Genomic DNA, 20,418 nt, shown 5'->3' with positions numbered 1-20,418 from the left:
TTATAAATTAAACCAGCTATTATTTTAAGAAATGAGTGCCCCTGTACATTTAGAAAATACGAACAGCTATAACGATACCGTTGCAGAATTCCCCCGGGAAAAAGCGCTGCCGCATTTTGTTAATGCGTGCGCTAAAAAATATGAAAATAAGGTTGCCATTAAGTTCCATGGCCGTAACCTTACTTATAAAGAGGTTTACGAAAGCTCAAACAAACTGGCCAAAATACTTATCGATAATGGAATAAAATCCGGCGATATTATTGGCCTGGCCCTTGACCGCTCTCCGGAGATGATTATCTCGCTATTAGCTATTTTAAAATCGGGCGCGGCTTATATCCCCCTCGATCCTGAATATCCAAAAGACAGGGTTGAATTTATGCTTGACGACTCATCAGCTAAAATATTAATCACCTCAAAAAAATATCATAATCATTTTGCTTCAACCGCTTCAGAGATATTGATTGAAGATGCGCTTGAAAAATTCGGAAGTTATACCGGCGATGAGCCACCCGTTGAAATAACCGGGGATGACCTGGCCTATGTGCTTTACACATCAGGTTCGACGGGTAAACCAAAAGGCGTACAGATAAGACACTTTAACCTGGTGAATTTTTTGCTCAGCATGCAAAAAGAGCCGGGAATGACTGCCTCTGACAAAATACTAACCGTTACTACTATATCATTTGATATTGCCGGTCTTGAGCTTTACCTGCCGCTTATTTGCGGCGCCGAAATAACCCTGACAAACTCGGATACTGCAAAAGATGGCCGCATTTTGTTTGACATGGTAAAAAACGACGGCATAACCTTTATGCAGGCTACGCCTTATACCTGGCGCATGATGCTGGAAGCCGGCTGGGAAAAACTACTGCCGCTAAAAATTCTTTGCGGTGGCGAGGCGTTGCCAAAAGATTTGGTTGGAAAGCTAACCGTACGCACGAGTCAGCTGTGGAATATGTACGGCCCTACCGAAACCACCATTTGGAGTACCATAAAACTTATTGAAAGCAGCGAAGAGATAACCATAGGTAGGCCTATCGACAATACGCAGGTGTACATTGTCGACGAAAATCTAAACAGCCTTACAGATGGCTCGATAGGCGAAATTATCATTGGCGGCGATGGCGTTGCTGCTGGTTATTTAAACCGCCCCGAACTTACAGCCGAAAGGTTTATTGATAATCCTTTTTCGGGCAAGCCAGGCGATAAAATGTACCGGACCGGCGATTTGGGACGATATAAGGAAAATGGTGATATTGTTTGCCTTGGCCGTATGGACCACCAGGTAAAGGTGCGCGGATACCGAATCGAACTGGAAGAAATTGAACACGCCCTTGTTAAAGAGGCAGATATAAAACAAGCAGTTGTTATAGCCCGCGAAGATACACCCGGCGACCCGCGTTTGGTGGGTTACGTGGTATTGGAAGAAGAAGGTAGCGAGATAGATTTAAAAACAAAAATCCACAACTGGCAGCAGGCTTTACTGGCCGTGCTGCCCGAATATATGGTGCCCGATGATTTTGTGGTGATGACGGCCATCCCTATTACGCCAAACGGCAAGATAGACCGGAAAGCACTGCCTAAACCAGACTACAACACTATTGCCCGGCTCGGCGAATACGTTGCACCACGCACTGAAATTGAAAGCCAGGTTGCTGAGATTTGGCAGGAGTTGATGGGGCTTGAGAAAATAAGCATTTACGATAACTTTTTCGAGCTTGGGGGACGTTCATTAGTGGCTTTACAGATAATGGCGCGGATTGAAAAGCTTACAGGTAAGCGCTTGCCGCTTGCCACGTTGTTTGAGCATTCAACCATCGAGAAACTGTCGCTGATGCTGAACATCGATTCCAAATCCATTACTTGGGACTCGCTGGTACATATAAAACCTAAAGGCACAAAAATGCCCTTGTATATTGTGCATGGTGCAGGCTTAAATGTATTGTTGTTTAATGCATTGGCGATGAACATGGACGATGACCAGCCGGTGTTTGGCTTACAGGCCCGCGGCTTGAATGGTATTGATGAACCGTTGGATGTGATGGAAGAAATTGCGGCGAATTATATTGCTGAAATTATCGCCCAAAACCCGACCGGACCGTATGCGCTTGCGGGATATTCCCTGGGCGGCACCATAGCTTACGAGATGGCACACCAGCTTTTAGCCATGGGTAAAGAAGTGAAGCTGCTGGCTGTGTTTGATACTTATGCCAAGCAGACTGACATATTTGACCCGCCGGTAAAACGCGCCTTTAACCGAGTACGCCTTGGGTTTATGAAGCTGTTTAACAGCTTTGCGTTGATGGCCGAGGACCCTAAAGGCATATTCAAATACAAAAGCGAACTGATACGCCGCCGCATCATACGCGCGTGGTGGAAGATAACAGGCAATACCGAAAATCAGAAAGGTTTTTTTGCCTATGACAATGAGATTGATGAGGCTAGCGCGAAGGCAAAACGCAATTATTTTCAGAAACCACTGGAGATTACCTTGGACCTCTTCAGGGCTAAAAAACGCACCTTTTATATGGATGATTATGAATTTATGGGGTGGAAGAAATTTGCCCTTAAAGGTGTAAACGTACATGATATACCCGGCGAACACAACACCATATTTGCCCCGCCAAATGATAAAGAATTTGCAGTTGTGCTTCAAAAATGCCTGGACAGGGCCTCTAAAGAATAATTCTGTTAAACCAGGATGAAGAAAGTCTCTATTATTACTGTAAATTTTAACCAGCCAAAGGTTACTGAAGAACTGTTGCAATCAATTCCTGCTACTTACGGGAACCTTGAGATTATAGTGGTTGATAATGGCAGCAAAGTTATTTCTATAAATAATTGGCAGGCTAACTATGCGCATGTGAAATTTATCCGGTCGGAAGAAAACCTGGGTTTTGCCGGGGGTAATAACCTGGGTATAAAAGAAGCTACAGGCGATTACCTTTTTTTGGTTAATAACGATACCGAGTTTACTGGTGGATTAGTTGAGAAATTGGTTGCGGTAATGGATTCAAAGCCGGAAGTCGGTATGCTATCGCCCATGATAAAATATTACAGCGATAAGGGTTTAATTCAATACGCCGGTTATACCCAAATGAACTATTATACCTGCCGAAATAGCTGTATAGGCCTGCGCGAAAAGGATACTGGCCAATATAATAACATCACCGCCCCTACGGCCTACTGCCACGGCGCCGCTATGATGATACGCAAAGAAGCTATCGAAAAGGCTGGCCTGATGAGCGAGAACTTCTTTTTATATTATGAAGAGGTTGACTGGTGCGAGCACATTAAGCGGGCAGGATACGAAGCTTGGGTTTGTACTGAGGCCCTTATTTACCACAAAGAATCGATTTCTGTTGGCAAAAAAAGCAAGCTGAAAGAATACTTTATGAACCGCAACCGTATACTGTTCATCAGGCGCAATGCCCCTTTTGTTAGCAAACTTATTTTTTATCCTTACTTTGTTTTGTTGGTAGTACCGCGTAATATTTTATCGTATATAAAAGATAAAAACTTTAATTTTATATCAATGCTGCTAAGGGCCACGTGGTGGAATTTCACTCATGGCAAAAACAGTAAAAACCTGGGCTATCCCATTAAAACCATATCATGATCATCATCTTCTGGCTCAGTTTTTTTATTGTTTTTTACACCTTTGCCGGGTATGGTATTTTCCTTTATTTTTTAATCAAGATAAAGCGGGCTTTAAAAGGCAGGCGCATAATCCCCCTTGCTGATAATGACACGCTGCCCGATTGCACCCTGGTGGTTGCCGCTTACAACGAGGAAAGCTACATGGAGGATAAAATCACCAACTGTTTAAAGCTTAACTATCCCCAAGGAAAACTAAAACTGCTGTTTGTCACTGATGGTTCGTCGGATAAGACACCTGATATTATTTCAAAATATCCGCAGGTACAGCTTTTGCACCAGCCACAGCGCGCAGGCAAAATTGCTGCTGTGCATCGCGCCATGGAGTATGTAACAACTGAAATTGCTGTTTTTACCGACGCCAATACATTTTTAAACGCCGATGCCATCATTAATATTTGCAGGCATTATGCCGATAAAACCGTGGGCTGCGTTGCCGGCGAAAAGCGGGTACAAATGGATGAAAACGCAGATGCCAGTGCCGCCGGCGAGGGCTTTTATTGGAAGTATGAATCGGCATTAAAAAAATGGGATTCGGAACTTTACTCGGTGGTGGGTGCTGCGGGCGAGTTGTTCAGTGTACGCAAATCGCTTTACCAGGACGTGCCTGCAGATACCGTACTGGATGACTTTATGATATCGATGTTAATAGCTGCCAAAGGTTACCGTATAGTTTACGAACCCGAGGCTTATGCGATAGAAAACGCATCGGAAAATGTTTCGGAAGAACTGAAACGTAAAATAAGGATTGCGGCAGGCGGCATACAATCTATATTACGACTGCCACAATTGTTTAATCCCTTTAAGTTCCCGGTGCTGTCCTTTCAGTATGTCAGCCATCGTGTATTGAGGTGGACGGTTACCCCCTTCCTGCTGATACTAATATTTGTGCTGAATGCGTTTTTGCCCCGCACTTTTTTATACAACAGCATATTTGTAGCTCAAATTTTGTTTTACTTCCTGGCCTTTCTCGGCTTTATTATGGAGAAACGGCAAATTCGCATCAAAGCCTTGTTTGTACCCTACTATTTTTGCGTGATGAATTTTGCTGTGCTGATGGGGATTATCCGCTACTTTACCAAGAAGCAAAGCGCAGTTTGGGAAAAAGCGCAGAGGAAGCAATAAAGACAAAGTAGACCGTGATGGCGAGGAATAGCCTATCCCGACTTATTCGGGAAAGCTATCTTTACGCAGGACATTCATGAACCTTAATAATGTGGTGACCTAAACGCCGCTTTTAGGTCACCCGTTAATTCATTCTCTTTTGATTTGCATGTGCAGTTCGCCAGCTGGCGGATCGTTCCTCCAATGACGATCGTCGAAGTAACCACTTATAAGATCATTTCCATTTGTATGTTACTCCGCTCGTACGGTGATGGCGGACCGGCTATTTTTTTAAAACCAAGCTTATGATATAGGCTTATGGCCGGTTTTAACAAAGTATTGGTCTCAATATAAAGCTAGGTTTCACCTAGTTCCTTTGCTTTTTGAGTGCGAAAATGGAACGCTTGTCAAGCATTTACACCAACGCAACCCTGCCAAAAGATTTAGACGGGCTGCCCGAATTGTATCAAATATCCATTGTTATCATAAATGGCAAACTCCCGCATGCCGTAATCAAACGTCTCCAGCCCGTAGCAATTATGGGTGACTACTTTCAGTTGCTCCCATAATTCGTCAACATTATCTACAGTGATATAAATAGAACCAGTAAAGGTTGGTTTATCAAACGGAACATGGGCGTTGGGATAAGACACCATTATCTCCACCTCATCGCGCGACAAACTGGCCCAGGTCCAGTCCTCCGTAACCCCGTTGCAGGTAAAGCCAAGTATTTCGATATAAAATTCGACGGTAAATTTTACCTGTTTGGAATAAATAACAGGGCGTAATGCTGTGAGCTTCATATCGCTAAATTATATTAATTCAGCATAAATACATAATTAAGGTTTTTGCCGGGCAGAATCAAGAGCCAAGAAACAAGAGTCAAGATAAAAATTAATCCCAAGACTATTTTAACTGCAAAAACAGTTCTGCAGCAATAACAGCACCCGCAATCGGCCCAACTATAGGTATCCATGCGTATTGCCAATCGCTGGTGCCTTTGTTTTTTATGGGGAGAAGAAAGTGGACAATTCGTGGGCCTAAATCGCGGGCGGGATTTATAGCGTAACCTGTTGTACCGCCAAGCGCAAGACCAATTACCCAAACCAAAAATGCCACCGGCAATGCTCCTACCGAACCAAGACCTAAGGGCGTTTTACTTGGAATGATCTGGCCATCGGCTATGTAAAAGACAACAAATATCAATACAAAGGCACCTATAATTTCGCTGGCGATATTGGAAACATAATTACGGATAGCGGGCCCGGTACAAAATATTGCGAGAATGAATCCGGGGTTGTTGGTCTTCTTGAAATGGTCGTAATACATCACCCACACCAAAAATGCGCCTAAAAACGCACCCAGCATTTGCGCTACGATATATGAACCCACTTTTGCCCAGGCAAATTTGCCGGCTACAGCCAAACCTATTGTAACCGCAGGGTTTAAATGTGCGCCGCTATACGGACCGGCAACCACTACACCTACAAAAACGGCAAGGCCCCAGGCGGTGGTTATTACCATCCAGCCGCTGTTATTGCCTTTAGTATCGTTTAATAGCACATTGGCAACAACGCCGTCGCCTAATAATATAAGTAACATGGTGCCGATCAGTTCGGCTAGAAATGGTGACATATTGTTTGGGTTTGAGGTAATTTCTTGCTGTTAATATTTTAAACTGTGTGGTGGTTGCTTATAAGCGGGAGACCCGAAGCATCGCGTCTACAAATTTGCGGACCAGCTTTGCGTAGCCGCTACAGCCCGCTTCCACCCTGCCATTGCCTGCTGCACTGCGGCTGTATTTTCAACCGGCACAAAGTCGCGTTCAGTTTGCCATTGCTGCTGAATCTCTTCTACGTTATTCCAATAACCCACAGCCAAACCAGCCAGGTAGGCTGCACCCAATGCCGTAGTTTCAACTATGCGGGGCCTGATTACTTTACAACCCAGTAGATCGGCCTGGAACTGCATTAACAGGTTATTGGCCGTTGCACCGCCATCAACCCTTAGTTCTTTTATCGGCAGGCCTGCGTCGGCTTCCATCGCCTTTAAAACGTCCACAGTTTGGTAGGCAATTGCCTCTGTTGCAGCACGGGCAATATGGGCCGCTGTTGTACCGCGGGTAAGGCCCACAATGGTGCCACGAGCATCCGCATCCCAGTATGGTGCACCCAGCCCCGCAAATGCGGGGACAAAATACACGCCGCCGGTATCGGTTACGCTTAAAGCAAGCTGCTCAACGTCTGCCGAGGTTTTGATAATGCCCAGGCCGTCGCGCAGCCATTGTACTACAGCGCCGCCGATAAATATGCTGCCTTCGAATGCGTATTGAATTTGCCCGTTTATTTTCCAGGCGATAGTGGTGAGCAGATTATTTTTCGATTCGATAAACTCGCCGCCAATGTTCATTAGCATAAAACAGCCGGTACCATAGGTATTTTTGACCATGCCTTTATCAATGCACATCTGCCCGAATAAGGCCGCCTGCTGGTCGCCTGCTATACCGGCGATGGGAACTTTTGAAGCGAATATAGTGGTGTCGGTTTCGCCGTAAATTTCACTGGATTGTTTTACTTCGGGCAGCATGTTGGCTGGTACGCCGAATATCTTTAACAAATCGCCATCCCACTGCTCGGTACGGATATTGTACAACATGGTGCGGCTGGCGTTGGTTACATCGGTAACGTGTACCCTGCCACGGGTGAATTTCCATACCAGCCAGGTATCAACCGTGCCGAAGGCAAGCTTGCCCTGTTCAGCCAGTTCTTTAGCGCCATCAACGTTGTTTAAAATCCAGTTTATTTTTGACGCTGAAAAATAGGAGTCGATTATCAACCCTGTTTTGGAGCGGATAATATCGGTTAGACCTTCGTTTTTCAGTTTGTCGCAATATTCGGACGTCCGCCTGTCCTGCCAAACTATGGCATTGTAAACCGGTAACCCGGTTTCGCGGTTCCAGACTATGGTAGTTTCCCGTTGATTGGTGATACCAATGGCTTTAATATTTTTGCCATTGATGCCCATTTTCGTCGTAGCCTCAGCGGCTACTCCGGCCTGGGTGGACCATATTTCATTGGGGTCGTGCTCAACCCAACCGGGCTGTGGAAATATCTGGGTAAATTCTTTCTGTGCAACGGAGCGTATCTGCCCGTCGTGGTCAAAAATTATAGCCCGCGAGCTGGTGGTGCCCTGGTCTAAAGCCAAAATATAGTCTTGGTTCATCGTGTGGTTCATATTTCATGGTTCATAGTTCATGGCAGAAAGTGCCCTGAGCTATTTTCATGAAGGTTGGTAATTGGTTGGGGGAAATTACAAATTAAGTACGAACTATCATTAATCAACCAAAAGGAATTAATAAATAGTTCCGGGATACGTCATTAAATGCGGCAACCTGTTTTTTTACCCAGTCATCGTTCTGCTTCAACTCACCTGCCATTAACTGCGCAACTATTGGTGCCATCTCAATGGCTACACGTGCATCAAGGAAAAGCGCCCTTACTCTGCGGGCAAGTACGTCTTCTACCGTACGTGCCATTTCGTGCCGTACTGCCCAAATCACTTCTGCCTGTGTATATTCCAGCGCCGGGTGTAAGGGCTTTCCCCATTCAGCATTTTCATTAATGAGATGAAGGACTGCATCTCTGTCTGTTCCGTAAACATACAGATGGTCATTACGGTCGACGTCGTTTTTGTTGCCGTGTATAGGCAGGTTTGTTGTTACACTGGCGCGGGGACTTAAGCCGGCCGTTTCAATAGCTTTGTCAACTGTATCCTGTGCCATCCTCCGGTACGTTGTCCATTTACCGCCTGTTATGGTGATTAAGCCCGAGCCGGATACGATGAGTTTATGGCTACGCGAAATTTCTTTAGTTTTAGCTGAGCCTTCCTGCGGAGCAGCCAGCGGGCGCAGGCCGGCGAATATGCTGCGGACGTCCCCTCTTCCTGGCACACGGGTTAAATATTCGCCCACATTGCGCATTACAAAGCCTATTTCCTCTTCTAAAGCCACCGGCTCCAGGCTGTGCTTATCAAGTGGGGTATCGGTAGTGCCTATCAAAAGTTTGCCATGCCAGGGTACTACAAAAAGCACCCGTCCGTCATCGGTTTTGGGTATCATCACGGCATCATCGCCCGGCATAAATGATTTGTCGACCACAATGTGAATGCCCTGACTCGACTTTACAAGTGGTTTTTTATGCGGTTCGTCTTTCTGAAGCAAATCGTCAACAAAAACACCTGTTGCGTTAATTACAGCTTTACTTTTCAGGTTATAAACCTTACCCGTCTCCATATCGCTGGCAACAACGCCTGCTATTTTCCCATTTTCTTTATGTAAACCAGTAACCTGGAAATAGTTTAAAACCGTTGCCCCCTGTTCGAGAGAGGTTTGGGCAAGGTTTATTGCAAGGCGCGAATCATCAAACTGCCCATCGTGATACACCACGCCGCCGTATAAATTTTTCTGCTGAATACCGGGGAGCCTGCGGATTGTTTCTTTTTTTGAAATGTGTTTTGACCGTCCGAAGCTTAGCTTGCCTGCCAGCAGGTCGTAAATGGTTAGCCCTATGGTATAAAACGGCCCGCTCCACCAGTTGTAATTGGGGATGATAAATGACTCGTTTTTCACCAGGTGTGCAGCGTTTTTTAATAGCAATCCACGTTCGTACAAGGCTTCACGCACTAACCCGATATCTCCCTGTGCCAGGTACCTAACGCCACCGTGAACCAGTTTTGTGCTGCGGCTTGACGTTCCTTTGGCAAAATCGGACTGTTCAAGCAACAAGGTTTTATACCCGCGCGACGCGGCATCAAGCGCGGTACCCAGCCCGGTAGCGCCACCGCCAACAACTATTATATCCCATATTTCATCGGGATTACCTATAGCTTCAACTAATTTTTCACGTTCGGTGTTAACCATTATTTAAAATTGGTTTGGATGGATTACCTATATGCATAAGACCATCCTTTCAAATCTAAAAATAAGATTTGCATTATTTGGGCGGGATGATGGTAAAGTTGAAATGATAACGTTAGGTTAACGGAAATTAAAAGTAACATTCGTTAGCAGTTATACAACCTGTCAGCGAGAGACGCGAAGCATCGCGTCTCCTACAAAATCCCTGCGACCTTATGCATCGTCCCCTTCAAATCCGCATACAACTGCTTATAAATAACAAAATCATTTGCATAAACGGCACCATTCCCCGCATCCGGTTCAAACACCTTCAAATCCCCATAGTTTGAGGTCGGATATTCCTCAATCGTCCCAATGCTTTTCAAAGCCATAAAGCCGGCTCCAATTGCAGAGGCATCGTCACTTTGTACTACGACCAGTTTTTTGCCGGTAATATCGGCCAGGGTTTGGATCCACAGGTTTGATTTTACTATGCCGCCACTGACGTTAATTTGCGTGATTGGTTCCGCGTTTTGCTGTACGGCATCCAAAACATCTTTAAGCGCATAGCAAATGCCTTCCAGCACTGCGCGCGAAAAATGGGCCTGGATATGCTGCAGCTTTACATTGAAAAATGTGCCGCAGCTTTCGCTGTCCCATATTGGGGCGCGTTCGCCTGTTAGGTATGGTAAAAACAACAAGCCGTTGCTACCGACGGGAATGGCGGCTATTTGATTAAAAAAATGGTCGTAATCGGCGTCGGTTGGGTTTGGGTTATTTGTTTTCAGCCACCATTGCAGGGCTATCCCGCCATTATTTATTGGGCCACCGCAGATATATGTGTCGCGGTTAAGGATATAGCTAAAAGTCATGGCCGCAGCATTTCGCAACGGTTTATTGCTGGCAACCCTTACAGCGCCGCTGGTCCCAATGGTAATGGCAGCCACACCCGGTTTATCAGCCATACTGCCCAGGTTAGCCAGGCAGCCGTCGCTGGCTCCGATAATAAATGGAGTGTTTAGTTTTAACGAATTTACCCCAGCATTACCTTCGCCTGTGTAATTTCTTACAAAATCGGTAGCAACAGTTTTTGATAATAATTGGGGAGTAATCCCTGCCAAGTTTAGCGCATCTTTATACCACACAAACTTCTCAATATCAAATAACCCGGTGCATGATGCATTCGATTCATCCAGCTCAAACTCGTTAAACAGCTTATGCCAGATGTATTCCTTTATCGATATAAACTTATACGTTTTATTAAATAGTGCGGGGTCATTTTCCCTTATCCAAATGATTTTGCAAAGCGGCGACATGGCATGCAGCGGTGTGCCGGTTGCTTTATAAATAGCCATTCCCCTATCGGTTTGTCGTAATTGTTTGGCAATACCGGCGCTGCGGCTGTCGGCCCAGGTGATCATTGGGGCCAAGGCACTGCCCTCTGCATCAACAGCAATTAAACTGTGCATGGCGCTGCTGAGGCTTACAGCCAAAGGTGCGTGACCAATTTTGGCAACAATACCCTCGATGCAGGTTTTAAAGGCTTCCCATATTAGTTCCGGATCCTGCTCATGGTAACCGGGCTTAGGCGCGTTGTATGAATAATATAACTGGTTATCGGCAAACGACCGGCATTGCAAATCTACAGCCACAGCCTTTACGCTGCCCGTGCCAATATCTACTCCTAAAACATATTCCATAGCTGCAAATTGTTGCGGCAAGATAGGAAAAGTTCATGGTTGATATCTGATGGTTCATGGCAAAGAAGAGAACCAAGAGTCAAGATCCAGGAATCAAGAAAAGACGCTCTGCGCCAATTGCAGCGGCCATGAACTATGAACCATCAACCATGAACTTTTTTCCGGCCTTTTTCACCGACCATTTTTCCCGGTTTACCGAGTAAAACCACCTCTATACCTAATAGGGGCCTGTTTGCTGTAACGAACTTTATTTGGGTTCGTCTTATTGGTGTATTCAGAAATTAGAAAATATAATTACTTGACAATCAAAATAAAACATATCATGAAAACTCAAATCATAACCATCTTCGCAGCCTTAGTTTTAGGTTTTGGAGTAACAAATTCAGCTTCAGCAGCCACTGTAAAAAATACAGATAACAGCTATACAGTTTTAACCGACGTTAGCGCCATCAACAAAATTGAAGTACGCGGTAACGTTCAGCTTTACATATCAGACGGCGCTGCCGACCAGGTAAAAGTTTACAACAAATATTACAGCCAAAGTGCTTTGGTACAAAGCAAAAACGGTGTATTGAGAATCGCTTCATACAGCACCGATAAATTGGTAGTGTGGGTTACCGCAAACGATTTGCGCGCCATATCAGCTTATGATAATTCAGAAGTAAAATCATTCGGTGATATTTCAAAAATTGAGTTTGACGTTGATTTACACAACCATGCATCTGCCAAATTAAACATCGATGCCTTTAGCGCCAGTTTAACTGTAAACGACGACGCTAAAGCCAGCCTTAGCGGTAACGTAAATGAATACGCTTTAAGCTGCGACCGCGACGAAAATGTTGATCACAAAAACCTGGTAGCTTGCCACACTTCAAAAAAACAAGCACAAAGCCAGGTAACAGCTAAAGGATTTGATTTAGCCGACCTTTAATCCTCAAATAAAATAACAAGCATATATTTAAAAGCTGCCATAAAAAATATGGCAGTTTTTTTTAAATTTGATGTAACTTAACCAATCAGTATTAAGTCCAAAACTTAAAAAAGCCATGAAAAAAATACAGTTATTATTCGCCCTGGCAATTGCAGGTATCACGCTTGGCGGCCTGGCTTCGTGCAGGTTAGGTTGTGTACACGGCTCAGGCCACCAGCAATCAGAGAGTCGGAAAGTCGACGGGTTTGAAAAAATCACCATTTCGGGCGGTTTTAAAGTAATCTTAAAACAGGATAGTACGCTTGGTATAAAAATTACTGCCGATGATAACCTGCTCAAATATATCCGCACCACAGTAAGCGGCGACAGACTGAAGATTTCGACCAAGCGCAACCTTTGCAACACAGGCGAGATGACCGTGTTTGTTGGTATTAAACGCTTGAATGAGTTAAAGGCTTCGGGTGCGGTTGAAGTTGAATCGGACGGCAAAATAACTACCCAGGATATTGAATTCACATTAACGGGTGCTACAAAATTAACCATGGACCTTAATGCAGCCAATGTGCGCACAACAGGCAGTGGCGTTACTACTATAAATTTAAAAGGACAGGCAACGAGCCATGATGTGGAGATGGCAGGCAGCGGCAAATTGCATGCGTTTGATTTTGTAGTTAGCAACTGCAGCATCAGCAGTTCGGGCATTGGCCATAGCGAAGTCAATGTGCTAAATAAATTAAATGTGCACTCAAGCGGCGCGTCTGACGTGAAATATAAAGGCAATCCGACTGTAAACAACGATAAATCGGGTGCTTCATCTGTGGAAAAAGCGGACTAAATCCAGTTGATTGGGTTGATTAAGAGCGTGGTTGATTATTTGTTGGTTGTATGGCGGGTAAGATTTGTGAGTTTAACCCAATCCGTTAAAAACAAGCAAACATATCAAACAATCTAACATAATCAACCTAATCAACCCGTCATGAAAAAGTTTAAAAAAGTATTGCTATACCTGGTTATAGCAATTGTACTTGTGGTAGTTTCTGCCATATCGTACATTACCCTTTGCCTTCCAAATGTTGGCCCGCCGGAAGACATACATGTAACGCCCACAGCCCAACTGGTAGCAAGGGGCGAATACCTGGCAAACCACGTGGCACTTTGTACCGATTGCCATTCGCAACGCGATTTTTCGCGCTATGCCGGCCCGGTGCTTGACGGCAAACTCGGCCAGGGCGGCGAAGTGTTCGATGAAAAGGTGAGTTTTCCGGGCAGCGTACATGTACCTAACATTACTCCCTATAAATTAAAAGACTGGACGGACGGCGAAATTTTCCGCGCTATTACTACAGGCGTGCGGAAGGATGGCGTGGCTATATTTCCGTTGATGCCCTGGCCATCTTACTCAAAACTGGCCCGCGAAGACGTTTACGCGATAATAGCTTACCTGCGTATACTAAAGCCGGTACACGCCAGCTACCCGAGGGCAACCTATAATTTCCCGCTGAACATTTTGGTGCATACTATGCCTAAAAAAGCAACCCTGGGCACCATTCCCAACCCGGCCGATACTTTGAAATATGGAGCTTACCTGGTTAACGCCGGCGCCTGTATGGATTGCCACACACAAAACATTAAAGGCGAAATGGTAGCCGGTATGGAATTTGCCGGAGGCCGCGAATTCAGGATGGGAAATAACACCGTCCGGTCGGCCAACATTACCCCGGATAAAGAAACTGGTATTGGCAGCTGGACAGCCGACGCATTTGTACAGCGTTTTAAAACTTTTAGCGATCGTGAGAAAGCAGCTAAAGTATCGCCCACCGAGGCCCAAACCATAATGCCCTGGTATGATTACAGCGGCATAACCGAAAGCGACTTACGCGCGATGTTCGCTTATATAAAAACATTAAAGCCGGTAAAAAATACGGTAGTTAAGTTTACGGCGAACAGTTTTGTTAAGTCGGAGTGAGTGGAGAGTTGAGAATGGTGAGTGGTTTAATAACTCTCGCCACTCAACCATTCACCTAATCAACCATTCACTTAATCAACTTTTACGTCTTCCCCGACTTTTCGAACTTCAATACTTTTTTCCTACCTTTGCCCCTCCAAAAGCAGGGGCTTTTTATTTGCATATAATTTAGGAGCTTCGCTTAGATACTTTAAAGTTTAAAATACCGGTAAAAGATGAATATATCACAGGAGAAAATTGATAACCTGAATGCAGTTGTAAAAATCAATATCAACCCCGAGGACTACCAACCACGTGTTGAGAAAGCCATTAAGGAACACGCTAAAAAAGCAAAAATACCAGGCTTCCGCCCGGGTATGGTGCCTTCATCGCACATTAAAAGGATGTACGGCAAAAGCATTTTGGTTGATGAAATAAACAACATGCTGTCGGACACTTTGAATAAATATTTAGAGGACGAAAAACTTGAAGTTTTAGGTCAGCCATTGCCAAAACGTGGTGATGAGCGCGAATACAACTGGGATTTTGCCGACAACTTTGAATTTAACTATGAAGTTGGCCTGGCTCCTGAGTTCGGTATCGACTTCTCATCAAAAGATAAATTAACCCAATATGTTATTAAAGCCGACGAGGCTACACTGGCAGAGCGTATCAAAAACATCCGTCGCGGCTATGGCAAAATGACAAATCCTGACGTATCGGCAGATGGCGATGTGCTTTATGGCGAATTGGTTCAGCTTTCGCCGGATGGTTCTGTTTTTGAGGATGGCATCAGCAATACCGCATCGGTTCGTTTGGACCAGGTAAAAGATGAAACTGTAAAAGCATCATTGATCGGCCTGAAAAAAGGTGATGAGGTTACGCTTGATATTCAGAAAGCATTTGACAAAGACGCAGCTAAAGTTGCAGGCTTGTTAAAAATTGACGAAGAAACAGCGGCAGATTTAAAATCGGACTTCCGTTTAACTGTTAAAAATGTTAACCGTTTAGAAGAAGGAGATTTAAACCAGGAGTTCTTTGACAAATTATTTGGTGAAGGTGTAGTAACAACTGAAGAAGAGTTCAGGGCTAAAATTACCGAAGAAATTGAAACCATGATGCAGCAGGATGCGGAACGCAAACTGCAGGGCGACATTTATCAATATGGTTTAGGTAAGGTAAGCTTTGAGTTGCCCGACGAGTTTTTAAAACGCTGGTTACAGGCAACCAACGAAAAACTTACCCCCGAGGAACTAGCAGGCGGCTATAACGATTTTGCCCAAAACCTTAAATGGACTTTAATTGAAAACAAAATAATTAAAGACAACGAACTTGAGATTAAATACGAGGACGTTTTCCAACTGGCAAAGGCGCGTTTAGGTCAGCAGTTTACTATGTACGGTCAGCCTATTGACGAAGAGCAATTGGGTCAATATGCTGTACAATACCTGCAAAACAAAGAAAATGCAAACAAAATATTTGAAGATGTAAAAGCATTAAGAGTATTTGACTACATAAAAAGCGTTGTTACTTTAGAGCCGAAAGAAATTTCTTATACAGATTTTACAAGCGAGTTCGGAAATAAAAATTAAGTCCGAAAGACCGAAAAGTCAGTAAAGTCCGAAAGTAAGAGAATAGCTTTTACTTTCGGGCTTTTGTGTTTTTCAAAAATTCATTCATAGCGATGGGTTTTAAACCCATCGCTATGGAAAAGTCCCGTATTCCAATATCAAACAGCACATTCATCTTTCGGAATTTCAGGACTTTTTCGATTTTCCGGACTTCTTCCCCAAATAAATTTACTTTCAAAAAACTTTCTGTTAATAAAAGTATTTAAGTAACAACTATATTTATCGCGATTAAAACCCGCACACTAACAAAAAAATCATGAGCAGTAATATTGATAAAAATGAATTCAGGAAATACGCTGTTAAGCACCATAGAATTGGTGGTCATCACGTAGATAAGTTTATTGCCGGCGTTGAAAGAGGCAATATGCCAACCGGTATTAGCCCAATGAACTATACACCTTATATTATTGAAGAGCGCCAGTTAAATATTTCACAATTAGACGTGTTCTCGCGTTTAATGATGGACCGTATTATTTTCCTGGGCGATCCTATCTATGACCAAAATGCTAATGTTATCCAGGCGCAATTATTATTCCTGCAATCTGCCGATGCTAAACGCGATATCCAGCTTTACATAAACTCACCTGGTGGTTCTGTATATGCAGGACTTGGTATTTATGATACCATGCAATTAATATCAAATGATGTAGCGACTATTTGTACAGGTATGGCAGCATCAATGGCAGCTGTATTGCTTTGCGCTGGTGCCGAAGGAAAAAGAGCAGCTTTACAACACTCACGTGTTATGATACACCAACCGTCTGGTGGTGCCCAAGGTCAGCAGTCTGACATCGAGATATCTTACCATGAGATCACCAAATTGAAGAAAGAATTATACCAGATCATTGCTGATCATAGCGGCGCATCGTATGAAAAAGTTGACAAGGCATCAGACCGTGATTACTGGATGAGAGCCGAAGAAGCAAAAGAATTTGGTATGGTTGACGAAATATTGCGCGGTAATAAAACAAAGAACTCGTAATCAAGTTCTAACCATATAATATAGGTCTGCGGTTGCCGAACAAGCGGCTGCAGGCTTGGTATTTTGATATTCTCATATCATTTATTTACATTTGTTTAAACAAAAAAACCGGTAATGAATAAAAACAGCAAGGAGATCAGGTGTTCGTTTTGTGGGGCAGGTAAACAGGACTCCCTGATGCTGATTGCGGGCCTTGATGCGCACATTTGTGATAAGTGCGTTAACCAGGCTAATGAAATACTGGCTGAGGAGCTGAAAGTGCGCAAGGTAAAAACTTCGCCGTCGGTACCTGCAGTGCTAAAACCCGCTGAAATTAAAGGACACCTGGACCAATATGTTATTGGACAAGATGATGCCAAAAAGATACTTGCCGTTGCCGTTTACAACCATTACAAGCGCCTTAACCAGCGTGTTGAAAAGGATGATGTGGAGATTGAAAAATCAAATATCATTATGGTGGGCGAAACCGGGACCGGTAAAACCCTACTGGCAAAAACCCTTGCTAAAATATTAAACGTTCCTTTCTGTATTTGCGATGCTACGGTATTAACCGAAGCTGGCTATGTGGGCGAGGATGTTGAAAGTATCTTAACCCGTTTGCTGCAATCGGCCGATTATGATGTAGCAACCGCCGAACGTGGTATTGTTTATATTGATGAGGTTGATAAAATTGCCCGCAAAAGCGACAATGCTTCTATCACCCGTGACGTTTCGGGCGAAGGCGTACAACAGGCATTGCTGAAAATTTTGGAAGGAACAAATGTTAACGTACCGCCGCAGGGTGGCCGTAAACATCCCGACCAGAAAATGATTACAGTTAACACCAACAATATCCTGTTTATATGTGGTGGGGCTTTCGATGGTATCGACCGTAAAATAGCCAACCGCCTGCGTACCCAAACTGTTGGTTACAAAATGAAACGTGATGATGGTGAGGTTGATCTGAAAAACCTATATAAGTACATTACGCCGCAGGATTTAAAATCATTCGGATTAATACCAGAGTTGATTGGCCGTTTACCTGTGCTTACGTATTTAAACCCGCTCGACAGGGAAGCCTTGCACAATATTTTAACCGAGCCGAAAAACTCGTTGTTGAAACAGTATAAAAAGCTGTTTGAATACGAAGGCGTAAAGCTTGAATTTGAAGACGATGTGCTTGATTTTATTGTTGACAAAGCGGTTGAGTTTAAACTTGGCGCACGCGGTTTGCGCTCGATATGCGAAGCGATAATGATTGATGCCATGTTTGAGTTTCCGTCAAAAAAAGAAATTAAGCGCTTAAATGTAACGCTTGATTACGCCCGCGAGAAATTCGAAAAATCGGACCTTAAAAAGTTAAAAGTGGCTTAATGTTGAAGACACAACCAGTACTTATATTTGAATATACAACGCAGACCCTGGTTTTTAACCGGGGTTTGTTGTTAAATAAAGGGGCATGCCGAACTTATTCTCCGCAAGCACAGCCCCTTCTGACAAGTTACCCCTCTCGCTGGCAACCTGCCCTGTGAGATCCCGATCCGATCAGTTGGCAGACGGGAGACGAGATTAAAATTATATGACGATGAACGAACAATTAGACGTAAAGAAAGATCAGCCGAAGACAGAAGCAAAAAAAATCAAAGAGGTACACACCCCCATTACCCCCGGTTTAAAAACAAAAGAAGGTATTGTTACTAACTGGCTGCCGCGCTACACAGGCCGCCCGCTGGCCGATTTTGGCCAGTACATCATCCTCACCAACTTTTCGAAATACATACAATTATTTTCGCAATGGAATGATAATGCACCGATACTGGGTCTTGACAAACCCATGCAAAGTGTAACCGCCAACGGCATCACCATCATTAATTTCGGCATGGGCAGCTCGGTAGCGGCAACTATAATGGATCTGCTAACCGCCATTAAACCTAAAGCCGTAATATTCCTGGGGAAATGCGGTGGCCTTAAAAAGAAGAACAACGTTGGCGATCTGATACTGCCCATAGCTGCCATACGTGGCGAAGGAACATCAAACGACTACCTTCCAGCAGAAGTACCAGCACTCCCGGCGTTCGCCCTGCAAAAGGCTATATCAACCACCATACGTGACTTTGGCCGTGATTATTTCACCGGAACATGTTACACCACCAACCGCCGCGTTTGGGAGCACGACAAGGAGTTTAAAAAATATCTGAAAAAACTGCGCGCAATGGCTGTTGATATGGAAACAGCAACGGTATTTACTACAGGCTTCGCCAACAAAATACCAACAGGTGCCCTGCTGCTGGTATCCGACCAACCAATGATACCTGAAGGCGTCAAAACCGCCGAAAGTGACTCAAGTGTAACCGAACAATTTGTTGAAACGCATTTAAGAATAGGGATTGAGTCGTTAAAACAACTAATAAATAACGGGTTAACTGTTAAGCACCTGATATTTTAAATTGTAACTCTCCTACAATAAACAAAGCCTGTGCTTAATTGTGAGCACAGGCTTTGTCATATAAAGTATTTACCGTTATTTAAACAAAGGGTTTGGGCGGCAATAGGTTCCATCACCAAAACTGACCACATAGTCTGATTTAAAATGTGTGCTTTTTTGGTAGTAGTCGGTAGTGATAATCTGCGCATCAGAAGCCAATGCGGCTTCAAATGTTGATTTATCGTTGTCCCTTGCCTCTTCAGTATCGCTATCGGCTCGGGTGCGTATGATATACCCCTTTTTAACCAGTGCCTTTATTTTTTTAAGGTCCTTTTTGGGGTTATTCATAATGTGTATTGCCGACTCGGGTGTGCCTGGTTCAGAATCGGTAAACAGAACCCTGTTTTTTAATGAGGGGTGGCCGGCTATGTAAGCCGCCCTCTTTTTCCCAACTTCATCCAGTACAAATATAAATTTGCCCTTTGCCTGTTTTACCCTTGGCCAGTTACCATGTATGACGGCGCTTTGCAGGGTTTTATATTTTCCCCTTACATCATCAGGCACAACCAGGCGCTCCCTGCCCAGGTTTTCCAAAAGCGCCTTATCCAACTGGTCGAAAATCGCGCTGGTGAACGTTTCGGGGATAGTGTAGTACGGCTTTTTCATACGTTCGTCCTTCGCATTCATGGTAATAAAAATCACGTCGTGATCTTTGTGCTGGTCCGACCATTGCCTCAGCTCCTGTAAACACTGTTTAAATGTAAAACAATTGCTCCTGAAATCAATATCTTGGATATGAAATACTTTAAACCCAGGTTCGTTCATAACACCATCCTTGTCATAGGGCGCCTGTCCGGGTGCCCAGGCCAGGCCTTTAGGATGTGCATATCTCCCACCCTTAGTGTCGGCATAAATGTCGATTTCAAGATCCAGCAAGCCCAGGTCGAGTTGTTGCGATAAGGTGATATGGCTATAATCTATTTTCTTCGATCCTACGGAGTCCTTTTCTTTAATAAACTTAAATAACACCGGGTCGATAGATTGTTTATAGCTATTGTGTGAGCCTATTACCTGAATCCGGTTTATAGGCAAATCATCGCTAATAGGGTTACCGGTTTTAAACGATAAACAGGCAATTACCAGGATACTCAAAAATACATTTCTCATACA

At 44.1% G+C, this 20,418-nt stretch carries 16 protein-coding genes; 10 read left to right on the top strand and 6 right to left on the bottom strand.

The genetic code is table 11. From position 1 onward, the window contains the following. Positions 1 to 31: 31 nt before the first annotated feature. From NAF19_RS08950 to NAF19_RS08940, 3 genes are read left to right on the top strand one after another with little or no spacing between them, the layout of a single operon-like run. Positions 32 to 2,686, top strand: a complete 2,655-nt coding sequence (locus NAF19_RS08950) for a non-ribosomal peptide synthetase (RefSeq protein WP_252789663.1) — start codon at positions 32 to 34, stop codon at positions 2,684 to 2,686. A gap of 15 nt (positions 2,687 to 2,701) precedes the next feature. Next, entirely contained in the window at positions 2,702 to 3,619 is a 918-nt protein-coding gene (locus NAF19_RS08945; RefSeq protein WP_252789661.1) for a glycosyltransferase family 2 protein, read from the top strand. Beyond that, positions 3,616 to 4,782 (top strand): glycosyltransferase family 2 protein, encoded by a 1,167-nt coding sequence (locus NAF19_RS08940; RefSeq protein ID WP_252789660.1) that lies wholly within the window; start codon positions 3,616 to 3,618, stop codon positions 4,780 to 4,782. The genes NAF19_RS08945 and NAF19_RS08940 overlap by 4 nt, the downstream gene beginning before the upstream one ends. Positions 4,783 to 5,204: 422 nt before the next feature. On the opposite strand, the gene NAF19_RS08935 is transcribed toward NAF19_RS08940, so the two are convergent. From NAF19_RS08935 to NAF19_RS08915, 5 genes are all read right to left on the bottom strand, one after another. Continuing rightward, entirely contained in the window at positions 5,205 to 5,564 is a 360-nt protein-coding gene (locus NAF19_RS08935; protein WP_252789658.1) for a VOC family protein, read from the bottom strand. A gap of 103 nt (positions 5,565 to 5,667) precedes the next feature. Continuing rightward, positions 5,668 to 6,396, bottom strand: a complete 729-nt coding sequence (locus NAF19_RS08930; protein WP_252789656.1) for an MIP/aquaporin family protein — start codon at positions 6,394 to 6,396, stop codon at positions 5,668 to 5,670. Between the two features lie 87 nt (positions 6,397 to 6,483). After that, a complete protein-coding gene (gene glpK / locus NAF19_RS08925) occupies positions 6,484 to 7,983 on the bottom strand; it encodes a glycerol kinase GlpK (RefSeq protein ID WP_252789654.1) in 1,500 nt (499 codons plus the stop codon). 115 nt (positions 7,984 to 8,098) lie between these two features. Then, on the bottom strand, positions 8,099 to 9,679 hold the full coding sequence (locus tag NAF19_RS08920) for a glycerol-3-phosphate dehydrogenase/oxidase (protein WP_252789652.1): 1,581 nt from the start codon (positions 9,677 to 9,679) through the stop codon (positions 8,099 to 8,101). A 191-nt stretch (positions 9,680 to 9,870) separates the two neighbouring features. Further along, positions 9,871 to 11,376 (bottom strand): gluconokinase, encoded by a 1,506-nt coding sequence (locus tag NAF19_RS08915; RefSeq protein WP_252789651.1) that lies wholly within the window; start codon positions 11,374 to 11,376, stop codon positions 9,871 to 9,873. Between the two features lie 301 nt (positions 11,377 to 11,677). On the opposite strand from NAF19_RS08915, the gene NAF19_RS08910 reads away from it, so the two are divergent. The 7 genes from NAF19_RS08910 to NAF19_RS08880 all read left to right on the top strand — a co-directional run bounded on the left by NAF19_RS08910 (position 11,678) and on the right by NAF19_RS08880 (position 19,269). Continuing rightward, on the top strand, positions 11,678 to 12,286 hold the full coding sequence (locus NAF19_RS08910; RefSeq protein WP_252789649.1) for a GIN domain-containing protein: 609 nt from the start codon (positions 11,678 to 11,680) through the stop codon (positions 12,284 to 12,286). 115 nt (positions 12,287 to 12,401) lie between these two features. Continuing rightward, entirely contained in the window at positions 12,402 to 13,121 is a 720-nt protein-coding gene (locus tag NAF19_RS08905) for a head GIN domain-containing protein (protein ID WP_252789647.1), read from the top strand. 141 nt (positions 13,122 to 13,262) lie between these two features. Continuing rightward, entirely contained in the window at positions 13,263 to 14,252 is a 990-nt protein-coding gene (locus NAF19_RS08900; protein ID WP_252789644.1) for a c-type cytochrome, read from the top strand. A 215-nt stretch (positions 14,253 to 14,467) separates the two neighbouring features. Beyond that, positions 14,468 to 15,823, top strand: a complete 1,356-nt coding sequence (gene tig, locus NAF19_RS08895) for a trigger factor (protein WP_252789643.1) — start codon at positions 14,468 to 14,470, stop codon at positions 15,821 to 15,823. 295 nt (positions 15,824 to 16,118) lie between these two features. Then, positions 16,119 to 16,844, top strand: coding sequence for an ATP-dependent Clp protease proteolytic subunit (locus NAF19_RS08890; protein WP_256484253.1), 726 nt, complete (start codon positions 16,119 to 16,121; stop codon positions 16,842 to 16,844). A 114-nt stretch (positions 16,845 to 16,958) separates the two neighbouring features. Further along, positions 16,959 to 18,197, top strand: a complete 1,239-nt coding sequence (gene clpX, locus NAF19_RS08885) for an ATP-dependent Clp protease ATP-binding subunit ClpX (protein WP_252789641.1) — start codon at positions 16,959 to 16,961, stop codon at positions 18,195 to 18,197. 211 nt (positions 18,198 to 18,408) lie between these two features. Then, positions 18,409 to 19,269 (top strand): AMP nucleosidase, encoded by an 861-nt coding sequence (locus NAF19_RS08880; protein WP_252789639.1) that lies wholly within the window; start codon positions 18,409 to 18,411, stop codon positions 19,267 to 19,269. A 75-nt stretch (positions 19,270 to 19,344) separates the two neighbouring features. Here NAF19_RS08880 and NAF19_RS08875 read toward each other — a convergent pair whose 3' ends face one another. Next, positions 19,345 to 20,415: a phosphatidylinositol-specific phospholipase C1-like protein gene (locus NAF19_RS08875; protein ID WP_252789637.1), complete on the bottom strand. Its 1,071-nt coding sequence runs from the start codon at positions 20,413 to 20,415 to the stop codon at positions 19,345 to 19,347. Positions 20,416 to 20,418 lie beyond the last annotated feature (3 nt).

The sequence above is a fragment of the Mucilaginibacter flavidus genome, assembly GCF_024055575.1.
Classification (GTDB): Bacteria; Bacteroidota; Bacteroidia; order Sphingobacteriales; family Sphingobacteriaceae; genus Mucilaginibacter; species Mucilaginibacter flavidus.
This window is presented reverse-complemented; position numbering and strand designations above follow the sequence as displayed.